The 17,247-nt window shown below is 42.3% G+C and carries 21 protein-coding genes, 1 pseudogene and 1 riboswitch; of the genes and pseudogenes, 11 read left to right on the top strand and 11 right to left on the bottom strand.

Annotation, left to right across the window (positions count from 1 at the left end; all coding sequences use genetic code 11):
• Positions 1 to 92 precede the first annotated feature (92 nt).
• Positions 93 to 356, bottom strand: a complete 264-nt coding sequence (locus tag VP97_RS20135; protein WP_425388504.1) for a DUF3243 domain-containing protein — start codon at positions 354 to 356, stop codon at positions 93 to 95.
• Positions 357 to 555: 199 nt separating this feature from the next.
• Positions 556 to 990 (bottom strand): MarR family winged helix-turn-helix transcriptional regulator, encoded by a 435-nt coding sequence (locus tag VP97_RS20130; protein WP_050183951.1) that lies wholly within the window; start codon positions 988 to 990, stop codon positions 556 to 558.
• Positions 991 to 1,110: 120 nt separating this feature from the next.
• Here VP97_RS20130 and VP97_RS20125 point away from each other — a divergent pair, with 120 nt between their 5' ends.
• The gene (locus tag VP97_RS20125; RefSeq protein ID WP_156153579.1) at positions 1,111 to 1,698 is read left to right on the top strand and encodes an NAD(P)H-dependent oxidoreductase; all 588 of its coding nucleotides are present in this window, start codon (positions 1,111 to 1,113) and stop codon (positions 1,696 to 1,698) included.
• 132 nt (positions 1,699 to 1,830) lie between these two features.
• Here VP97_RS20125 and VP97_RS20120 read toward each other — a convergent pair whose 3' ends face one another.
• From VP97_RS20120 to VP97_RS20110, 3 genes are all read right to left on the bottom strand, one after another.
• The gene (locus tag VP97_RS20120) at positions 1,831 to 2,079 is read right to left on the bottom strand and encodes a hypothetical protein (RefSeq protein ID WP_050183949.1); all 249 of its coding nucleotides are present in this window, start codon (positions 2,077 to 2,079) and stop codon (positions 1,831 to 1,833) included.
• An 80-nt stretch (positions 2,080 to 2,159) separates the two neighbouring features.
• The gene (speD, locus tag VP97_RS20115; RefSeq protein WP_050183948.1) at positions 2,160 to 2,993 is read right to left on the bottom strand and encodes an adenosylmethionine decarboxylase; all 834 of its coding nucleotides are present in this window, start codon (positions 2,991 to 2,993) and stop codon (positions 2,160 to 2,162) included.
• Positions 2,994 to 3,125: 132 nt separating this feature from the next.
• A complete protein-coding gene (locus VP97_RS20110; protein WP_050183947.1) occupies positions 3,126 to 3,911 on the bottom strand; it encodes an SDR family oxidoreductase in 786 nt (261 codons plus the stop codon).
• 381 nt (positions 3,912 to 4,292) lie between these two features.
• Here VP97_RS20110 and VP97_RS20105 point away from each other — a divergent pair, with 381 nt between their 5' ends.
• The gene (locus VP97_RS20105; protein WP_050183946.1) at positions 4,293 to 4,646 is read left to right on the top strand and encodes a hypothetical protein; all 354 of its coding nucleotides are present in this window, start codon (positions 4,293 to 4,295) and stop codon (positions 4,644 to 4,646) included.
• 171 nt (positions 4,647 to 4,817) lie between these two features.
• On the opposite strand, the gene yyaC is transcribed toward VP97_RS20105, so the two are convergent.
• Positions 4,818 to 5,399 (bottom strand): spore protease YyaC, encoded by a 582-nt coding sequence (gene yyaC / locus VP97_RS20100; protein ID WP_050183945.1) that lies wholly within the window; start codon positions 5,397 to 5,399, stop codon positions 4,818 to 4,820.
• Between the two features lie 831 nt (positions 5,400 to 6,230).
• On the opposite strand from yyaC, the gene VP97_RS20095 reads away from it, so the two are divergent.
• Entirely contained in the window at positions 6,231 to 6,425 is a 195-nt protein-coding gene (locus VP97_RS20095) for a hypothetical protein (protein WP_156153578.1), read from the top strand.
• 771 nt (positions 6,426 to 7,196) lie between these two features.
• Here VP97_RS20095 and VP97_RS24300 read toward each other — a convergent pair.
• A complete protein-coding gene (locus tag VP97_RS24300; protein WP_172656823.1) occupies positions 7,197 to 7,340 on the bottom strand; it encodes a hypothetical protein in 144 nt (47 codons plus the stop codon).
• Positions 7,341 to 7,580: 240 nt separating this feature from the next.
• Here VP97_RS24300 and VP97_RS20090 point away from each other — a divergent pair, with 240 nt between their 5' ends.
• Together VP97_RS20090 and VP97_RS20085 are read left to right on the top strand one after the other, a co-directional pair.
• On the top strand, positions 7,581 to 7,964 hold the full coding sequence (locus tag VP97_RS20090; protein WP_050183943.1) for a sporulation protein: 384 nt from the start codon (positions 7,581 to 7,583) through the stop codon (positions 7,962 to 7,964).
• 72 nt (positions 7,965 to 8,036) lie between these two features.
• A complete protein-coding gene (locus tag VP97_RS20085) occupies positions 8,037 to 8,537 on the top strand; it encodes a cupin domain-containing protein (protein WP_050183942.1) in 501 nt (166 codons plus the stop codon).
• Between the two features lie 625 nt (positions 8,538 to 9,162).
• On the opposite strand, the gene thiT is transcribed toward VP97_RS20085, so the two are convergent.
• Positions 9,163 to 9,696, bottom strand: a complete 534-nt coding sequence (thiT, locus tag VP97_RS20080; RefSeq protein WP_082220468.1) for an energy-coupled thiamine transporter ThiT — start codon at positions 9,694 to 9,696, stop codon at positions 9,163 to 9,165.
• A 34-nt stretch (positions 9,697 to 9,730) separates the two neighbouring features.
• A riboswitch (TPP riboswitch) is annotated at positions 9,731 to 9,829 on the bottom strand.
• Between the two features lie 103 nt (positions 9,830 to 9,932).
• On the opposite strand from thiT, the gene VP97_RS20075 reads away from it, so the two are divergent.
• A complete protein-coding gene (locus tag VP97_RS20075) occupies positions 9,933 to 10,226 on the top strand; it encodes an HNH endonuclease (protein WP_156153576.1) in 294 nt (97 codons plus the stop codon).
• Positions 10,227 to 10,268: 42 nt separating this feature from the next.
• Here VP97_RS20075 and VP97_RS20070 read toward each other — a convergent pair whose 3' ends face one another.
• On the bottom strand, positions 10,269 to 11,231 hold the full coding sequence (locus VP97_RS20070) for an S-layer homology domain-containing protein (RefSeq protein WP_050183940.1): 963 nt from the start codon (positions 11,229 to 11,231) through the stop codon (positions 10,269 to 10,271).
• 162 nt (positions 11,232 to 11,393) lie between these two features.
• Between VP97_RS20070 and VP97_RS20065 the strand changes: the two genes are divergently transcribed.
• The gene (locus VP97_RS20065; RefSeq protein ID WP_050183939.1) at positions 11,394 to 12,194 is read left to right on the top strand and encodes an AraC family transcriptional regulator; all 801 of its coding nucleotides are present in this window, start codon (positions 11,394 to 11,396) and stop codon (positions 12,192 to 12,194) included.
• Here the strand turns inward: VP97_RS20065 and VP97_RS24075 are convergent.
• Positions 12,184 to 12,351 (bottom strand): hypothetical protein, encoded by a 168-nt coding sequence (locus VP97_RS24075; protein ID WP_156153575.1) that lies wholly within the window; start codon positions 12,349 to 12,351, stop codon positions 12,184 to 12,186. The genes VP97_RS20065 and VP97_RS24075 overlap by 11 nt on opposite strands.
• A gap of 260 nt (positions 12,352 to 12,611) precedes the next feature.
• Between VP97_RS24075 and ltaS the strand changes: the two genes are divergently transcribed.
• The 4 genes from ltaS to VP97_RS20045 all read left to right on the top strand — a co-directional run bounded on the left by ltaS (position 12,612) and on the right by VP97_RS20045 (position 17,026).
• Positions 12,612 to 14,522, top strand: coding sequence for a lipoteichoic acid synthase (gene ltaS / locus VP97_RS20060; protein WP_050183938.1), 1,911 nt, complete (start codon positions 12,612 to 12,614; stop codon positions 14,520 to 14,522).
• An 837-nt stretch (positions 14,523 to 15,359) separates the two neighbouring features.
• Positions 15,360 to 15,683, top strand: coding sequence for a PadR family transcriptional regulator (locus tag VP97_RS20055; protein ID WP_050183937.1), 324 nt, complete (start codon positions 15,360 to 15,362; stop codon positions 15,681 to 15,683).
• On the top strand, positions 15,676 to 16,236 hold the full coding sequence (locus VP97_RS20050) for an HAAS signaling domain-containing protein (RefSeq protein ID WP_050183936.1): 561 nt from the start codon (positions 15,676 to 15,678) through the stop codon (positions 16,234 to 16,236). Before VP97_RS20055 ends, VP97_RS20050 begins: the two co-directional genes overlap by 8 nt.
• Positions 16,229 to 17,026 (top strand): DUF4097 family beta strand repeat-containing protein, encoded by a 798-nt coding sequence (locus VP97_RS20045; RefSeq protein ID WP_050183935.1) that lies wholly within the window; start codon positions 16,229 to 16,231, stop codon positions 17,024 to 17,026. Before VP97_RS20050 ends, VP97_RS20045 begins: the two co-directional genes overlap by 8 nt.
• Before the next feature lie 75 nt (positions 17,027 to 17,101).
• Here VP97_RS20045 and VP97_RS23500 read toward each other — a convergent pair.
• Positions 17,102 to 17,197, bottom strand: a pseudogene (locus VP97_RS23500) (IS3 family transposase); the annotation flags it as partial.
• Positions 17,198 to 17,247: the final 50 nt, after the last annotated feature.

Genomic DNA, 17,247 nt, shown 5'->3' with positions numbered 1-17,247 from the left:
CAGTCCTTTTTGTGTTGTCCAAAAGAATGTTGTGAATAGTACCTCTAGAGATTGATTGAGCTGTTTCATGCATTCGACAAATGAACGGCTGTTTACTGCTGTACGAGTCTGACGAGCAAATGAGCCAGTTGATGCTGCTGGTCCTTGTCTCCGACTTTCCAGAGCTCCTGAAGCAGCTTTTCTTCACGATTACGCGGTTCTTCATGAGCAGCAAGATAATCAGCTACTTTTTGAGCTGTTTTGGCGAGCTGCTCCTCATTCATGCCCAGCTTTTCGCCTTTTTCCACTTTTTCGCCAAGGTAATTTTTAAAGGTGTCAAAGCTTGCCAGAATATCTTCTTTTTTATCCTGCCCCATTGACTGTACTTTTTCTTCTACTTGACCTTGCGTTTCTGGAATTTCATTTCGATTTAAGTCTGCCATGTAACATCTCTCTCCTTTCGGTATTCCTTATTTGGTTGCCCCATTTGGAGAGAAATCAAACATAAAAATATGCTTCGATGTGCTGGCAAATGATGCAGCCGCTTCGCAGCAGGAGGTCCGGCCAAAAAGTTTTTTATTCATAAAAGACATATTTCTGAAGAACGTCAAGCGCATGCGCGATCGTATCTACTTTGTCGTTTGATATGTCTCCAATCCGTTCCAAAAATCGTGCGTGAATTTGCTTAAACACTTCATCCATCATGGCTCGTCCTTCCGCTGATAAGTGAACAAACTGTTTTCTGCGGTCTTCTTCGCTTTCTCTTCTTTTAATCAGCCCTTGCTCAGTGAGTTTTTTGAGTTCACGGCTCGTATTCGGCATGGAGATATGAAAACATGAGCTGATATCGCTCGGTGTAAGAGGCTGGCGGCTGACGGCAATGTGCTCAAGGATGCTGTACTGAAGAGGTGTCAGCTCATCAGGCCTTGCATCTTTTGTCAGATCGTGCTGAACGCGGTGGACTGAGGCAATAAAAGAAACAAAGTGCTCGAATAATGGGTCGCGGGTCATTGTTTTCACCTCATATCGGTACGATATCAAATTGATTATCAAAAAACAATTATCAATTGACAACCATTTAACCTCCTTATATGATTTAGTTATCAAATGATAAATAAGGGGGGCGGTGCCTTGAATGTATTGGTGATTTATACGTATCCTCACCATAAAAGCTTAAATGGCGCTTTTTTGCAAAGGGTGATCGACGGCTGCAGTGAGAATAATCAAGTGCATGAAGCGAAAGTGATCGACTTGTATAAAGAAAACTTTCATCCAGCTTTACTATTTAATGAAACGAAGCGGCGACGGGATATGCATAAGGATCCTGACCTGGCTTCCTATAGAGAGCTGATCATCTGGGCAGATAAGCTTGTGTTTGTTTACCCTATTTGGTGGGGAAGACCGCCGGCCATGCTGCTTGGCTTTATTGATCAAATGTTTGCAGCAAACTTTGCGTATCGTGACGGAGCTGGACTTTTCCCGGAAGGTCTTTTGGCAGGAAAGTCGGCTGTTTGTGTATCGACGATGAAAGGGCCGGCACATTATCCCCGGTTTTGGCTCAATAATGCGCATCAGATACTGATGAAAAGGGCCCTTTTTGGCTTTGTCGGTATTAAACGGGTAACGTTTTTTGAGTTCGGCAATATGGAGAAGAGGAATGGAAATCAGGAAAAAAAGCTCGATCGCATTTACCGATACTTTAAACGAATGAAGCGGTAACGCTAAAAAGGCCTTCCTTTATCAGGAGGACTGCAGACTGTAGACACATAATTGATAACCGTCACATGAATGGGATAGATCAGCGGCGTTCGGGCAGCTCTACTTTCCATGGGGCAGGCGCTGAATTCGTCTTTACTGCTTCGCGGCAAAGCCGATCTCACCTGTCCCGCTTGTCCCATAGGAGTCTGCGCTGGCCTCCCGCCTCCAAGTGGCTTGTACCAAGTATGTATAGAGCGAATAAGGTGGTATTTTTCTTTTAAAAAAAAGAAAAATGTCTATCCAGTCCTCTGCTGATTGATCTTCAAAACCACCTGGTGAAGCCTGCCGGATGAAGCCTCCTGTGGGAAGTGCAGTGAGTCGGTAGACCCCCGCAGTCTTCATTTATCGGCTCTTGTTTAAAAGCGAAAGACTTTGTTCTACACACACTGAAGGCCCTCCTTTATAAGGAGGACCGGGCTGTTTTATTCAGATTCAATATTTGCATCGCGGACGATATTTTTTCCGTAAAAAATTTCATCCATTTCATGGTGGAGCTTTTCGGTAATATTTTTAATTTCGTCTTTGTCTAAATCGTTTTTCGTATGGCCGAACAAATAGTTATCAAGGTCGAATTCGCGCAGCTTGCATTTTGTATGGAAAATATTTTCCTGATAAATGTTCACGTCAATCATATGATACAGATCTTTTACATCTTTCGGAATGTAGTTTTGAATGGAATTAATATCGTGATCAATAAAAAGCTTATTGCCGTTAATATCACGGGTAAAGCCGCGTACACGGTAATCCATTGTCATAATGTCTGTATCAAATGAATGAATAAGATAGTTAAGTGCTTTCAGCGGAGAGATTTCACCGCAGGTGGACACATCAATATCGGCCCGGAATGTAGAGATTCCTTCATTTGGGTGATACTCCGGATACGTATGAACGGTAATATGGCTTTTATCAAGTGCCATCACGACCGTGTCAGGCAGGGGACCTGGTGACTCGTCCTGTGATTCGCCGCGCGAATCCGGATGAACCGGTCCTTCTGAGATGAGCATCGTGACACTTGCGCCCTGCGGAATGTAATCCTGCTTCGCAATGTTTAACACATGAGCACCGATAATATCAGTTACTTTTTTTAAAATTTCCGTGAGCCTGTCTGCGTTGTATTGTTCATCGATATATTCAATGTACGCTTTTCGTTCTTCTTTTGTTTTGGTCCAGCAAATATCGTACATATTAAAGCTGAGCGATTTTGTCAGGTTATTAAAATCGTGCAGCTGGATACCCTGGCTTTGTTTAATGACCATTGTTACGCACTCCTTTGTTTCCATAATGGATATGTTTATGTTACCCGTCCAGGCGAGGAAAAAACAACCCTTTCCCGCTAAGAAAAAATTTCACAACAAAGAAGCGGAAAAAGTCCGCTTCTTTGTTTTTTTTTAAATGTCCATTTCCCAGCGTTCTCGTTCCGTTTTTTGCAACTGTTCTTCCGTTTCCTGTGGGTGAACAGTCCGAAATTTATGATGATCCGCTGGGATAATGTTTACCATTTTGGCAATCATATCTGCCGGGTCGAATTGATTCTCCAGCGCTTTTTCCTGCTGTTTCATATCTTCTTTTCGGGTGAAATGTGTTTCCTCATCAAACCATTTCCATTTTTCTTCCGCACTGCGGTCATTAAAGCCAGTAGCATAAGCGCCAGGGTTAATGGTCGCCACCTGTACACCAAATTCCTTTAATTCCGCCTGCATGGTCTGGGCGATGCCTTCAATCGCATGCTTGGTGGCCGTATAAGGTCCTACATAAGGTGTAGCTGAAATACCAGCCATCGAACTCATAAATACAATTTTGCCCTTGCCCTGTTTGACCAGTTTTTGGGCTGCAATTTGAACGGTTTCAAGTGTAGCAAATACGTTTACTTCAAACAGCGCTCTGAATCGGTCCATAGGTACTTCTGCGAGTGGTCCGCCTTCATTGATTGCTGCATTGGCGACAAAAATATCAAAGTCGTACCGCGCGATTTGAGCCACATCGCGCGGATTTGTAATATCAAGCTTGAATACATCTATATCAAGCCCGCGTTCTTGAACTTCTTGAAGGAGGTCTGTTTTTTGTGCTGTAATTTCAGTTGTCGCAATTACACGGTGCCCCGCCTCTGCCAGACCGATCGCCGCACCGCGCCCAAGCCCTGTTCCTGCGCCTGTGATAAAAATCGTTTTTTTCATATGTATGCCTCCTGTAAAAGATTGTGTTTCTTTTCGGGTTCCCTTTTAGCAGTCAACAAAACATGAAAATGAAGAAATAAATATAGCGCCTTCTGATAAAACATTGTTTTCTGTATGCAGATTAAGAAAATATTACTTTTTGAAATGAACAGAGACGATAGTAGCTGTTGAGGGGATAGACAAAGATAGAAAGCAGGCTGATTGAAAAAGTTTGGCTTTCAAGGAACGCGGCCGGCTGAAAAACGGATTGACCTTTTCGGGGTCATGAGCATTCACAGCCGGCAAGTGACGCTGAAAGTGAGCATTTGCGGACAGCCTGGCCGCTGTTTTTTTTATGTTTAGACCGGGTAGAAGATAAGAAAAAAGCGGGAGATGATCAAGATGGAACTGGAAAAGCAGACCTATTATGTAGATTTAAACAGTGAAAGTATCCTGCCTGAGCCAATGGACAGCCCCAGCTTTGTGATTCATGCCACACAAAAGGAAGCGGAGGTATTAAAAGCAGTAATGGATGATAAGTACGGGGCAGATGTGGACGCATTTGTTCGTGCTCATATTCCTTATTTAGAATATCATCATGATCCGCAAAACGACCGTTACGATGCTTCGCAAAAGATTTTGTATTCTTTGATTTATATGATGGGCGATCATGCCGCAAAGCAGCATATTAAGCAAATGGGGATTCTTACAGATCAAAAAGCAGATGACCCGGATGAGATTCAGCGTTTTCGCTAAAAAAGACGACTCGGGCGTGCAAACACAGTTAGAAAGCAGGCTGATTAAAAACGTTTTGCTTTCCAGAAACGCGGCCGGCTGAAAAACTGCGTGACCTTTTCAGGGGCGTGAGCATTCACAGCCGGCAAGTGAAGCCCAAAGCGAGCATTTGCGGGCAGCCTGAGGCGCCTGTTATACACACCTTTTTTTGTGAGAAGGTAAAGAAGCTTGCTTTTTTTCATATTCCAGCTCTACAAGCGCCCGTATAATAAAATCCGCCGTTTTATTGGCCATTTTATATACAAGTGAAAGGCGTGTTCCCTGAAGCACTTGAATGGGCAAGAAGCCGCCTACATTCACAATACCAGAAATGTGGTAGTCACCGATTGGCGGTAGATTTTTTTGCACACCTGCCCCGGGCTTCAGGGCCCCTTCCTCTAAAACGACTGTACCGATACTGGCAGCGGCACCGAGGCAAGCATCAATGGCAATGATGAGTGGGTTTTTATGCTGTTCCTTAATTTGCTCAACGGTTTGAGCTAAATTTTGAGCATGAACCGGGTAATCAAGGCAGCCGTAAATGAAAACATGTGTATATTTACGGAGAGAAAAGGTTTGCTTCAATTTAAAACCGACAAAAGGGCCATAGCTGTCACCAGCAGACCGGTCCGTGCCGATGCAGACAAAAACCACTTCACGATGACCAAATAAAATAGGCTTTAATTCATTTTTAAAGTGGTGCACGAAAAATGTATCGTCTATACATTGTCTCACGGCGAACAATCCCTCCTCTTGTTCTTTATGGAGAATTAATTTCATTATACAGTTCTTTATAAAGAAATCTATCTTTCACTTTAAAAAATACCAGGCTAGCTAAAGTAAAGTTTGGCTTAAACGTTCTTGAACATGGCAGTTACGGTTAAGAAAAAGGGATGATTCTAAAAAGTATCTTTCGAATGCTACCAATGACATCAGCTTGCACATTTAAGAGGGTGCCTCACAAGTATCCGAATGGACCAGCAGTGTTTGGCAGATAGTGGTCAGTCGTTTTACGCTTTTACTGCTTTTTTAAAATTACCATTGATTATGCCCATTATTGTAAGTTATTATATCGGCTTTTTTGTGCTGTTTTAGGAAGTATTCTGTACTTCCCTGACTATTTATCGGGGGGGTATTCTATTTTATGTTTTTTAAAGCATGTTTAAAACCTTTACTGGCATGACAGCTTGTTAGGAGCAGGCGAAAAAATATTGCCTGGATTGTTGTCATAACTACCGTTGTTTTATGGGAGTGAATAGAATTTCTCGGAGATCTGATTATCAAGAAAAGGGCAATGCTGCTGCGGTGACGGATTTGCTGGCTGTGTTGGAGGAAGCGCTATGAACGGCCGCATACATTAGTGGTTCGCTTTTAAAAGAGAGAAATCCTCTAAACAAAGTTTATTTTCAAAAGAAATAAGAAGCCGTAGAAACAAGAGGACAAAAAAAGACAGAAAAAGGAACGTCTGTCCCTTATGGTTGCGCTTTTTGTCGGGATTTGATGAACGATTCTTACAGGGAAATCTTGTATTCTAGCGAAATTAATTAAAAAAGGAGGATGGTTATTGTGAAAACGAGCAACCTTACATACTTACAGTCGATTACGTATCATGTGGTGGACCGATTGGGGAAATCAAAATGTGCCCTTTGTAAAACAAAAGGAGAGCCGCTGTTTCAGGTGAATCAGCGCAATCGAAAAAGAAGTGTTTGCTCGAAATGCGCCGTATATGGAGAAGCAAGAACCTTCCGGAAAAACGCGTAACAAATGACGAGGAGACCGAAAAATGTATTGCTTAAAACCCTTCCACATCCCAATGTGCAAAAGGAATATAAACGATTTTTTAAGAAGCAGCCGTCGGATAAATGAACCTGCCTGGCTGCTGTGTACGCCCTGTAGCAAAAACATATCCAAGCCTAACACCGTTTGCCAGAGCCGAACGGTGTTAAAGCTGTTTTTTACATAATTAATAGATTAATAAAAAGTCTTTTATAAAGCTAGCTATGGAAGTAAATTCTCAGACTTAAAACGGAAGCATTTTAATTTTGAAAGTATTCCAGTTAACAATCGTTAAATTGCTTTGTCTGGGAAGTGCTGTTTACATTTGAGGTCTAAAGTCGCTAAGTAAACTGGACGCGCTACTATATCTCTGTGTAAGGAAAAAATTCAAATCGTTTCTGTTGAATAAAGTGGACCGATGACTGATTTACCACCTGGAAGTGACATGAAGGTAATGAATAGATTTTTGCTGTCTGATTCTTGCGGATTTCCTCATGTGCAAAGCAGTCATTGCAGTATAGCGAAACTTTATGGATGGAAACATAATGCCCGCCGGAGGATTTAAAGCTTTCGTATACATGCAGAATCCATCGCGGCGGGACAGTGGCTGACTGCAAACAAACATTTATTCACCAAAAGTGTAAAGAGTTTTTTTCCATTATTAACAACCATTCGAAACACAAGTTCCTGCGGTATACATTTCCAGATAAGAGCTCATATTGATGGTGACAAAAGGAACTTTACTACCGGAGCTTGTTAACGACCGCTTTTAGAACGCTGCAGCTGACGTAAAAAACCCATAGAAGCAGCGAAAGCAGCAGCACGCGGCGGCACACCCTGTTTCATTAATGCATCTGTTGTTTCCTGAATTCGCTGACCTGTATGCTGTGGTTTTTCCATCCTGTCCACTCCTTTCTCTTTTGTGTTTAGCTTGCGGCAGGTGCTTGTTTTTTATGTTGAAAAAATACTGGATAATGAGGCTTTTCTACGGATCCTTTTCTTAATAAAACGTTTACAATATTTTAACAATATAAATTTTTCCACACCCCTTTACAAATGGACAAAACCGGCGTATAGTACGTGTTTATCAGGCGGTTACGCCAATCTTTATTTACGAGCAATGGAGGGAAACAGCGAGGTATGTTGAATAAGCTAATGAGCCAGGTAAAAGGCCGTATCAGTTCACCGCATATCGACTTGTTGCTGGATAAAAATGAATTTATGCCCGGCGAAAAAGTGACGGGTTCATTTTTGATAAAAGGCGGTTTGTTTGAGCAAAAATTAAGCCGGCTTGAATGTGATTTATTAACGGGGAGCAATGAGGCACCTGCTGCAGATGCAATTATGATTTTTATGTCGGAGCATATTCCGCCGAATGCATCCAAACATATCCCATTTTCATTTCAGCTGCCCGAGCAGTTAAACGAAAGCCGTTATTATTTTCAAACAAAGCTTTGCTTTGGTGAAGGGAAAAAATGTGTAGGACAGGACGCCATTCGCGTCGTGCAGCCGTCTTTTTCATAACTCGAGAGTAGACGCTTTACGAAAGGGTATAACATGAAAAAAGGTTATACACGTATAAAGGAGCGTTTCTATATGCAAACGAATATCGTTACTTTCCAATGCAGGGCTGATGGCGAAATACCTAATAACGAAAAATTGCCGATCATTATTTACCAGCAGGCGTTTGTTCATGCGCCGGAAAACATTGAGCTGGCGTTTAATCGGCATGGCTGGACGAACAGCTGGATAAATGGGATTTTCGATTACCACCATTACCACACTAACACACATGAAGTGCTTGGGGTAAGAGCGGGCACAGCCGTGGTGCAGATCGGTGGAGAGCAGGGTAAGCAAATTGAGCTTAAAACAGGTGACGTTATCGTACTTCCAGCCGGGACAGGCCATAAACGGCTCAATCAAAGTTCGGATTTTCTAGTAGTCGGCGCATATCCGGATGGACGGAGCCCCAATGTAAAAAAGCAGGATCCAGGCTCACAGGCCGAAGCACTTATGGAAATAAAGCAGGTGCCTAGGGCAGAAACAGATCCGGTTTTTGGAGAAAAGGGACCGCTGCTCGATTATTGGAAGGATTAAAAAAAGACGGCTGCGATTGAGCAGCTTTTTTTATACGAAAATAAAGCTGCTCAATCGGACCTGCGCCGGGGCAGTTTTTTTGTGGCTTCTTTCATTTCTTCTGACCATTTAATTTCCAATTTGATTGATTGTGCTTTATATTTTGAAAAGCTGTTGATGCCAATAAAAGATCAAATAAATGATAAACAACTCCTCTGCCAAAAATAGGATTCTTTTATCGTGACAAAATTACTAATTGACAGAAGACAAGACCGTCGCTAATTTAAATAAGGTTATTCTTAATTGTTTTTTTGAAATAATAAAGAGGGGAGAAGGAGAAACGAATGAGATTCCGATTTGGGATGATTATCACGGTTGTAACAATATCTGGTTTTATAACCGAGCACATGAATAGGATAGATCGGCGGCGCCAAAAGTGTATAAAGGGAATAAGGTTGTATTTTTCTTTTTAAAAAAGAGAAAATGTCTATCCAGTCCCTGGCTGATTGATCTTCAACACCACTTATCGGCTCTTTTTTGAAAGGGAAAGATTTTGTCTACACACTGAAGCTTCTATTTTAAAGCTGTTCCCTTGAAGAATAATGGCTTTTTGCATAAAAAAATCGGCCGCAAAGGGCCGTTTTTTTTATGTCTTAAAAAGACGTGGTGCTGTTCTCGAAAGCAGCACAAGAACAATGGCACATGCAAGGAACGTTAAAAGTGCAGCGCTGCCGTTAATAGTCAGTGAGTAAAGCGCTGCCGGCGTTCCTTCCGGTGCAGATTCGCCAAAGTAAACCCACCCGGCAAGAAAGTGCCAGAAGTAACGGGCAATGCTGCCAACGAACACAGCGAGAATAATCGATTTGGTGCTCACATTACGGCCAGCAAACAATCCGCCAAGGCCAACAAATGCAAAAGCTATAAAATATTCAATAAATGCTTGAAGCGGCGTTAAAATGTAGGCGTTGCCCATGACGATCTGCAGCAGCCCCCAAACAAAGCCAGACGCCATTCCCGCTTTCCAGCCCCAGCGAAGTGAGACGAGAAGAACAGGAATCATCGCGACTGAAACTCGCACCCATGGAAATGGCTCAATAATGACCAGAAGGTCAATCATGTATGCAAGCGCCGCCATGATGGCTGCTTCTATTAATGCTTGAAGCGGTAGTTTTCGGTTCAATTTTTTTCCTCCTTTCTTTGCCTGTACGCGAAGAAAGAGGAAAAATCCACATCCCTGCGCCGGCATGATCCGACAGGTTCCATGGGTCCAGTTTGGCACTGTTCTCAGCCCGAAGGCTCCCCATGTGGTCTTGTCCATTTTAGCAGAGAACAGAGAAAGGCAAAAGTGTGTCGGCCTAAAAAACGCTTCTTATGACGGGATTTGTTACAATAGAAGAAAAACGGGAGCGACACGTTATGAAATCCTCAATTTGTGAACTGTGCGGCCGTTCACCGGTTGAAACGACTGTTCATCACTTAACGCCAAGAGAAGAAGGCGGATCCCATGGTCCCAAAGCCGACTTGTGCTTACCCTGCCATAAGCAGATTCATGCTCTTTACACAAATAAAGAGCTGGCTGTCCGTCTTGATACGATCGAGCGGCTGCGCCAGGATGAGAAAATAAGTAAATATATAAAGTGGATTCGCAAGCAGCCGGCCGAGACGCTTGTACGTGTACGCAAATCAAATGAGCGAAAGAGGTCCAAGTAAGCGAAGAACGGCTTCCCCAGGGAAGCCGCCCTTCGCTTACTATTAACTGGTCGGTGTAAGACCTTTGATCATATGACTTAGCTTGAAGTGAATGCGTTCAAACGCTTTTGCTTCGCTTGTGTTCACATTTGGCAGGTAAGGGCTACTGCTTAGTCCCTGGTAGAAATAATAGGTAGATCCCTGCTTTTTCACAAGCTCGTAGGGGGCCCCTTTATACAGAGACAATTTAGATTCTGGAATGACGCGGATGGTTGCCAGCATCGGTTTATAGCCTAGCTGTGCTGTATTGTTGTAGTAAAAATGTGTCGCATAACCGCCGAACTCGTCTTTTTTATTTTCAGCGGTTACCTGTGTTTTCATATAGTTCGGCAGCTCCAGCTTATATTTCAGCGCTGTATTTGTATATGTGTATGTTTTGTAATCATTGTTTAAAGCGCGGGCTAAAAAAACAGAGAACTGTGAGCGTGTCAGCGCATTGTTCGGTTTAAATGTGCCATCCGGATAACCAAGCGTAATATTTTGGTCAGCAAGCGCGGTAATATAAGGGTGACCCCAGAAGCTCTTTGGTACATCTTTGAATGAAACAGAATCGGAAGCTTTCCATTTAAATGCAGCTGTCAGCATGCGGGCCATTTGCACACGTGTAATCGGTTCAGCCGGTTTTAAAGATGCACTTTTTGGAAACAAGCCTTCATCCACAATGGCTGCTGCTTCCGCGTAGCCACTGCTGGATTTCGGCAGGTCATTAAATCCTGGAGCCGGGCGGTTCGACAAATCAAGATTTAACGCTTTTGCTGTCATAATCATCGCTTGGATTTTTGTTACAGAAGCATTTGGCTGGAATGTTTGATCTTTAAAGCCACTAATAATTTTTTTGTTTGTTAAATACGTAATTTCTTCGTTTGCCCAGTATGTTCGGCCTACATCTTTAAACGCAGCAGAAGCATAAGCAGACTGAGTAAATAACAGGCCGGCAGCAAGTAAAGCAGCACATAATTTCTTCACCATTATTCTCCTTTTAATACATTATTTGGATTTATACCTTATTTATAATACCACTTTCTTCTATGTATAACTACCTCTATTTGGGAAAAAGTCTGAAAAGAGCAGAAAAAAACCAGCATTCGATTCAGCAGCTTGATAGGCTAAAAGAGAAGGAGGGGGCAGATGGGCTGGACAGAAGCATTACAAAAAGCGATTGAATTTATGGAAACGCATATCACTGAGCCGATCACAATCGAAGAGATTGCCAGAGAAGCGGGTGTTTCGGTACTGACTGATATAACCGTTGCGGATTATCTTCGAAAGCGAAGACTGACACTTGCGGCACAGGAGCTGGCTAATACAAAGGATCGAATTATTGATGTGGCGTTTAAATATGGATATAAAACGCTGCAATCTTTTGCCAAAGCATTTCGGCGCCAGCATCCGTTATTCAACAGCTATAACCGGCTGCTGATTCGGGTACAAATAAAGGGGGCTAAGCCGATGAATTATAAAATTGTGGAGAAAAACAGCTTTCAGGTAACCGGGCAAAAAAGAGCATTTTCGATGATGAATAATGAAACGATAGAAGGCATTCCAGCAATGTGGAAAGAAATAAACGAAGGCGGTACAACAGACCGGCTTTTAAAACTTAGTGATGGAGAAGTCTCTGGCATTTTAGGTATATGTATAAAGCAGGAAGAAGAGTCGCGGATTGATTACTGGATTGCGGTAAGTTATGAGGGTTCTGCTTCGGAAGAGTTCGAGACAATAGGAATACCCGCAGCTAAATGGGTGGTGTTTGAAGTACATGGTCCAATGCCGAATGCTATGCAGCAAATGTGGAAACAAATTTACGCAGAATGGTTTCCATCTAATTCATACAAGCAGGCACAGGGTATTCCGGAATTTGAACGGTATCCGGAGGAAGATCCCTACCAGGACGATTCGTATTCAGAAATTTGGATTCCCATTAAATCATAAGGCGGACAACGGTCCAGCATGAGTAAGCCAAAGTCCCGGCTGCGATTGTCAGAAACAGGACATGGGTAATCTGCAAACGGCGTTCCCGCTTCGTTTTCACAAACAGAACAATCCATAAAACCGCAAGAAGGTTATGTAAAACAAATGAACTGTCCATTTCTGCCAGCTCCTTTCTTATGACGTATTGTGCAACGAGTTCATCAAGAAAACAACCAATCTGTCAGGTTATCTAACCAGAAATGAAACCCGCTGCCGGCGCAGCTGGTTTTTTGGTTTCGCTTTTATGCAGTAAAGAAGATACTCGACGATGGAGGCGAAATGTTGTATATTTTATAAATGCGCTCTTTATATTGAAGGCTCCTTTTTTTATAAGAAGACTTTAGATGGTCATAAATAGGTTGGAAGAAGGGAATTAGTATGAATCGATTGTTTTCAAAACCGTTACACTTTTTTGCTTTAGCGGTTATTTTGGTTTGGCTGAAATCGTACATTGCCTATCTGACAGAGTTTCAGCTGGGAATCAACAATGCGATGCAGACATTTCTTCTGTTTTTAAATCCGCTCAGCTCAGCAGTGCTCTTTTTAGGGCTTGCCCTGTTTTCAAAACGAAGCGGCAGATGGATTCTTGTATTCAGTAGTGTTATGACACTGATTTTATACAGCAACATCCTATACTACCGTTTCTTTAATGACTTTGTTACGCTGCCGACGCTGTTTCAAACGAGCAACGCCGGGCATTTAGGCGGAAGCATCGCCGATTTAACAGAATGGCATGATGTTATTTATTTTGCAGATTTAGTGATTCTTGCAGTGGTCCTTTGGATGAAAAGAAAAGAATGGAAGCTTCAGGTTACACCAAAAAGAAAAGTACTGGCGATTTTGGCAGCCGGTGCCGTGATTTTTGCGGTGAACCTGGGTCTTGCGGAAGCAGACCGCCCGCAGCTTTTGTCTAGAGCGTTTGACCGCAACTACTTAATCAAATATTTAGGCGCATACAATTACACGGTATATGATGCGGTTCAAACAGTGAAGAATGAGAAGCAAAGCGCTTTTGCAAGCAGTGACGATTTAACAAATGTGGAAAACTACACAAAGTCTCATTATGCAGCTCCAAATGAAGAATATTTTGGGAAAGCAAAAGGGATGAATGTGATTAAAATTCACCTTGAGTCGTTTCAAACGTTTTTGATTGATTACAAGTTAAACGGCCAGGAAGTCACACCATTCTTAAATTCACTGGCGCACAATAACGAGTATATGTATTTTGATAACTTCTTTCATCAAACCGGCCAGGGGAAAACCGCTGATGCTGAATTGATGATGGATACTTCGCTGTTCGGTCTGCCACAGGGATCTGCGTTTGTTCTCAAAGGACGTAATACCTACCAGGCGGCACCCGCAATTTTAAATCAGAAAGCGGGTTACACAAGCGCTGTCCTGCACGGTGATTATAAAACATTCTGGAACCGGAATGAAATTTACAAGCAAATGGGCGTAGACACGTTTTTCGATGCCAGCTATTACAATATGGAAGGCGACCGGAAAATCAACTACGGCTTAAAGGATAAACCGTTTTTTGAAGAGTCTATTCCAATGCTTCAATCAATGGAGCAGCCATTTTACGCGCATTTAATGACGCTGACTAACCATTTCCCATTTGTTATGGATGAAGGAGATGCAACGATTGAGCCAGCGACAACGGGAGACGGCACAGTAGACCGTTACTTCCAGACAGCACGCTATATGGACGAAGCACTGGCTGACTTTTTTGCTGATTTAAAGAAAGCCGGTCTGTATGATAATTCAATGATTTTGATCTATGGTGATCATTACGGAATCTCTGAAAACCATAACAAGGCGATGGCGCAAATTATGGGTGAAGAAATTACAGACTTTAAAAATGCCCAGCTGCAGCGCGTCCCTTTGTTTATCCACGTGCCGGGTGTTAAAGGCGGGGTTCAGCATCAGTATGGCGGTGAAATTGATGTACTGCCGACGATGCTTCACTTGCTGGGCATAGACAACAAAGAGTTTATCCAGTTCGGTACAGATCTTTTGTCACCTGAGCACGATGAAGTGGTAGCTTTCCGCAACGGAGACTTTGTTTCACCGGAGTACACGTCCGTTGATGGAACGTACTACGATTCAAAAACAGGAGAAAAATTGGAACCAACAGCCGATATGAAGGCAGCGAAAAAGAAAGTAGCAGCCGAATTGTCATTCTCGGATCAAGTACTGTACGGTGATTTACTGCGCTTCCATGATGTAGAAGGCATGAAGCCGGTTGATCCAACCCAGTACCAGTATGGAAAAGAAACAGCCGAATAAATAAAGAAACCGAAGAACAGTTATGTAACTCGTTCTTCGGTTTTTTTTTGTTTTTCCCAATCGGCCTTTTACCAGAAGGAGAAAGGCTTTTACATCGGAAATCATAAATGCTTCGTCTGATATGTAGCCAAAAAGGTTGATTCCAGGTTTTGCAATCTATGTTTAAGATGGTGAAAAAAATAGGGTAGTTATAATGCTCTCTTATCTACTATTAGCCGCTCCGGCTTTTCGATTGTCTACATATCATATAGTAGATCAATTGAAAGGAGGAAGGGCTATGTGTTCGAGCTGCAAAAAAAGGAAGAATCGCTGCGGTTGTTTTGATCATCATGTCAGCCATTGCGGCTGTTCTCATAAACATTTTAACGATTTCAACAAACATTTCAGCCGCTGTGGGTGTTTAGGCCTGCATGATCATTGCGTAAAATGTATTGATGATGAGTTCTTTATCATATCCAGCGATCACTGTTTTAAAAGATGTGATCATGGCTGTTCACGAAGAAGATTTCTTCATGATGTTCATCATTCTCTTTTATGCCATCCGTGTAAAGTCAGCTTTCGAAATCCATTTTGTTGTTAATTGTCACGATGAGGCATGTTATTGAATAAGAAAAACAAAAGGCTTGAGGAAAATGGTGATGATCCTTGAGTCTTTTTTACATAGAAGCTATTTTTCTCCCGGGAGACTAAAGAAAAGAAGCGGGTGAAACATTTTAAAATAAATATAAATCAGTACCTTGCAATAATTAGTACTGAATGTTATTATTCCTTTAACAGGTACTAATTATAAGTCACTACTATATAATATACTATAGTGGGAATAGAGGTGAAAAAGGATTGAATGTCCAATTTAAAAAAGGGGTTTTGGAATTATGTGTATTAGTGCTACTCGATAAGCAGGATCGGTACGGCTACGAATTAGTACAAAAAATTTCGGATCAAATTGAAATATCGGAAGGTTCGGTATACCCGCTGCTCAGACGGCTGACAAAAGAAGAATATTTCACCACTTACCTTCAGGAATCAACGGAAGGCCCTTCACGCAAGTATTATAAATTAACCGACAAAGGAAGAGAGTATCTTCATGAGCTTATTGCGGAGTGGAATGAATTTACCAGAGGTGTTAACCAATTAATCAAAGAAGGTGAAAAGCATGAATAAAAAACAATTTCTGCAGCAGCTCGAGTCAGCTCTGCAAAAGCTGCCGTCTGAAGAGCGATATGATATCTTACAGGATTATGAAGAATATTTCACCATCGGGCTCGAAGAAGGAAAAACAGAAGAGGAAATCGCTTCTTCTCTCGGCTCGCCCCGACAGATTGGGAAAGAGCTGGCCGCTTCTCATCAAATTGAGAGGGCAAGTACTACAGCAACAGCCAGCAATATCATGCGGGCTGTCTGGGCGGTTATTGGGCTTGGATTTTTCAATTTGATTATTGTACTCGGGCCGTTTGTTGCTCTGGTGGGCGTATTAGCAGGTGGGTGGGCCGCAGGAGGCGCTTTTGTCGCTTCTCCACTGCTCGTACTTGTCAGTAATCTGGCCAACTGGGGAACTTTTCAGTGGTTTGATGTTTTCGTTTCTATTGCTTTGTGCGGAATTGGCTTGTTTATTGTTATCGGCATGTTTTTTGCCACCAAAGCAATCACAAAAGGATTTCTCCGTTATTTAAAATTTAACGCATCTCTTGTGAAAGGCGGTCTGCGGCATGGTTAAAAAAATCTCTATTGTGGCACTTGCTCTGCTGCTCATCGGCGGAGTGGGAAGTGCCATCACATTCAGCAAGGCAAACACAGGTCTTCTCGTTTCAGAAAAAAAACAATTCAGCGCCGCAAACATAAAAGACGTCCAGCTCGAAACAGAAAACGCAGTCGTGGAAATTATCCCGATTAAAGATGCAAACGCCAAAATAGAGTTAACTGGAAAACGGAATCCAGACTACACACTCGATCTTGATGCAGATGTGCGAGGAGATACACTGACGGTTAAACTGGATCAGCAGCAGCGGAAATGGTTTAATTTTAGTTTTGTGTTTTCTTCTTTAACATTAAAAGTTTACCTGCCAGAAAAAACATATCAGTCCATGCGTGTGACCAACGATAATGGACGCGTCATGCTCGGGCAATTGCCTGTAAAGAAATTGAACGTTCAAACAAACAACGGGCAAATTGATTTGCAGGATATTGTGTCTGACGAAGTAACGGTCCAAGCAGACAACGGAAAAATATCAGTTGACCATGTAGAAGGTGCATTAAAAGGAAGACTCAGCAATGGAAGCATCAAGGTGCTGACAAGGGATCTTGATAGACCGATTCAGTTAAAGAACAATAATGGAAGCATCGTAATTGAAACAGAAACGGAGCCGACGAATGCAAGATTTGAAGTGCATAAAGACAATGGACACATAAATATTCTTGATCAGTACAACGGCAATGCCAGGTTTGGTAAGGGAGAAAATTTAATCCAGTTAACCACCAACAACGGGAAAATCGAGGTAACAAAATAATCAGGCAGTTTAGAGGATAGAAAAAAGCGGATGGAGAATCAGTGAAGTGGCCCCTAAAAGTTAGACACGGTTATTTCATTGGGCAGCTTGAGTAAAATGAGTTCGGTATTTTACCGGGCTCATTTTTAATTTTGGCTTTAGGCGTTTCTTGTTGTAATAATTTATATATTCCGCCTGACAAGTCATAAGCGGCTCCCCGGCGGGCGGACCGGAGTGTTAGA

The sequence above is a fragment of the Domibacillus robiginosus genome, assembly GCF_000966195.1.
Taxonomy (GTDB): Bacteria; Bacillota; Bacilli; order Bacillales; family Domibacillaceae; genus Domibacillus; species Domibacillus robiginosus.
Note: the sequence above shows the minus strand (reverse complement) of the source record. Positions and strands in the feature narration are given on the sequence as shown.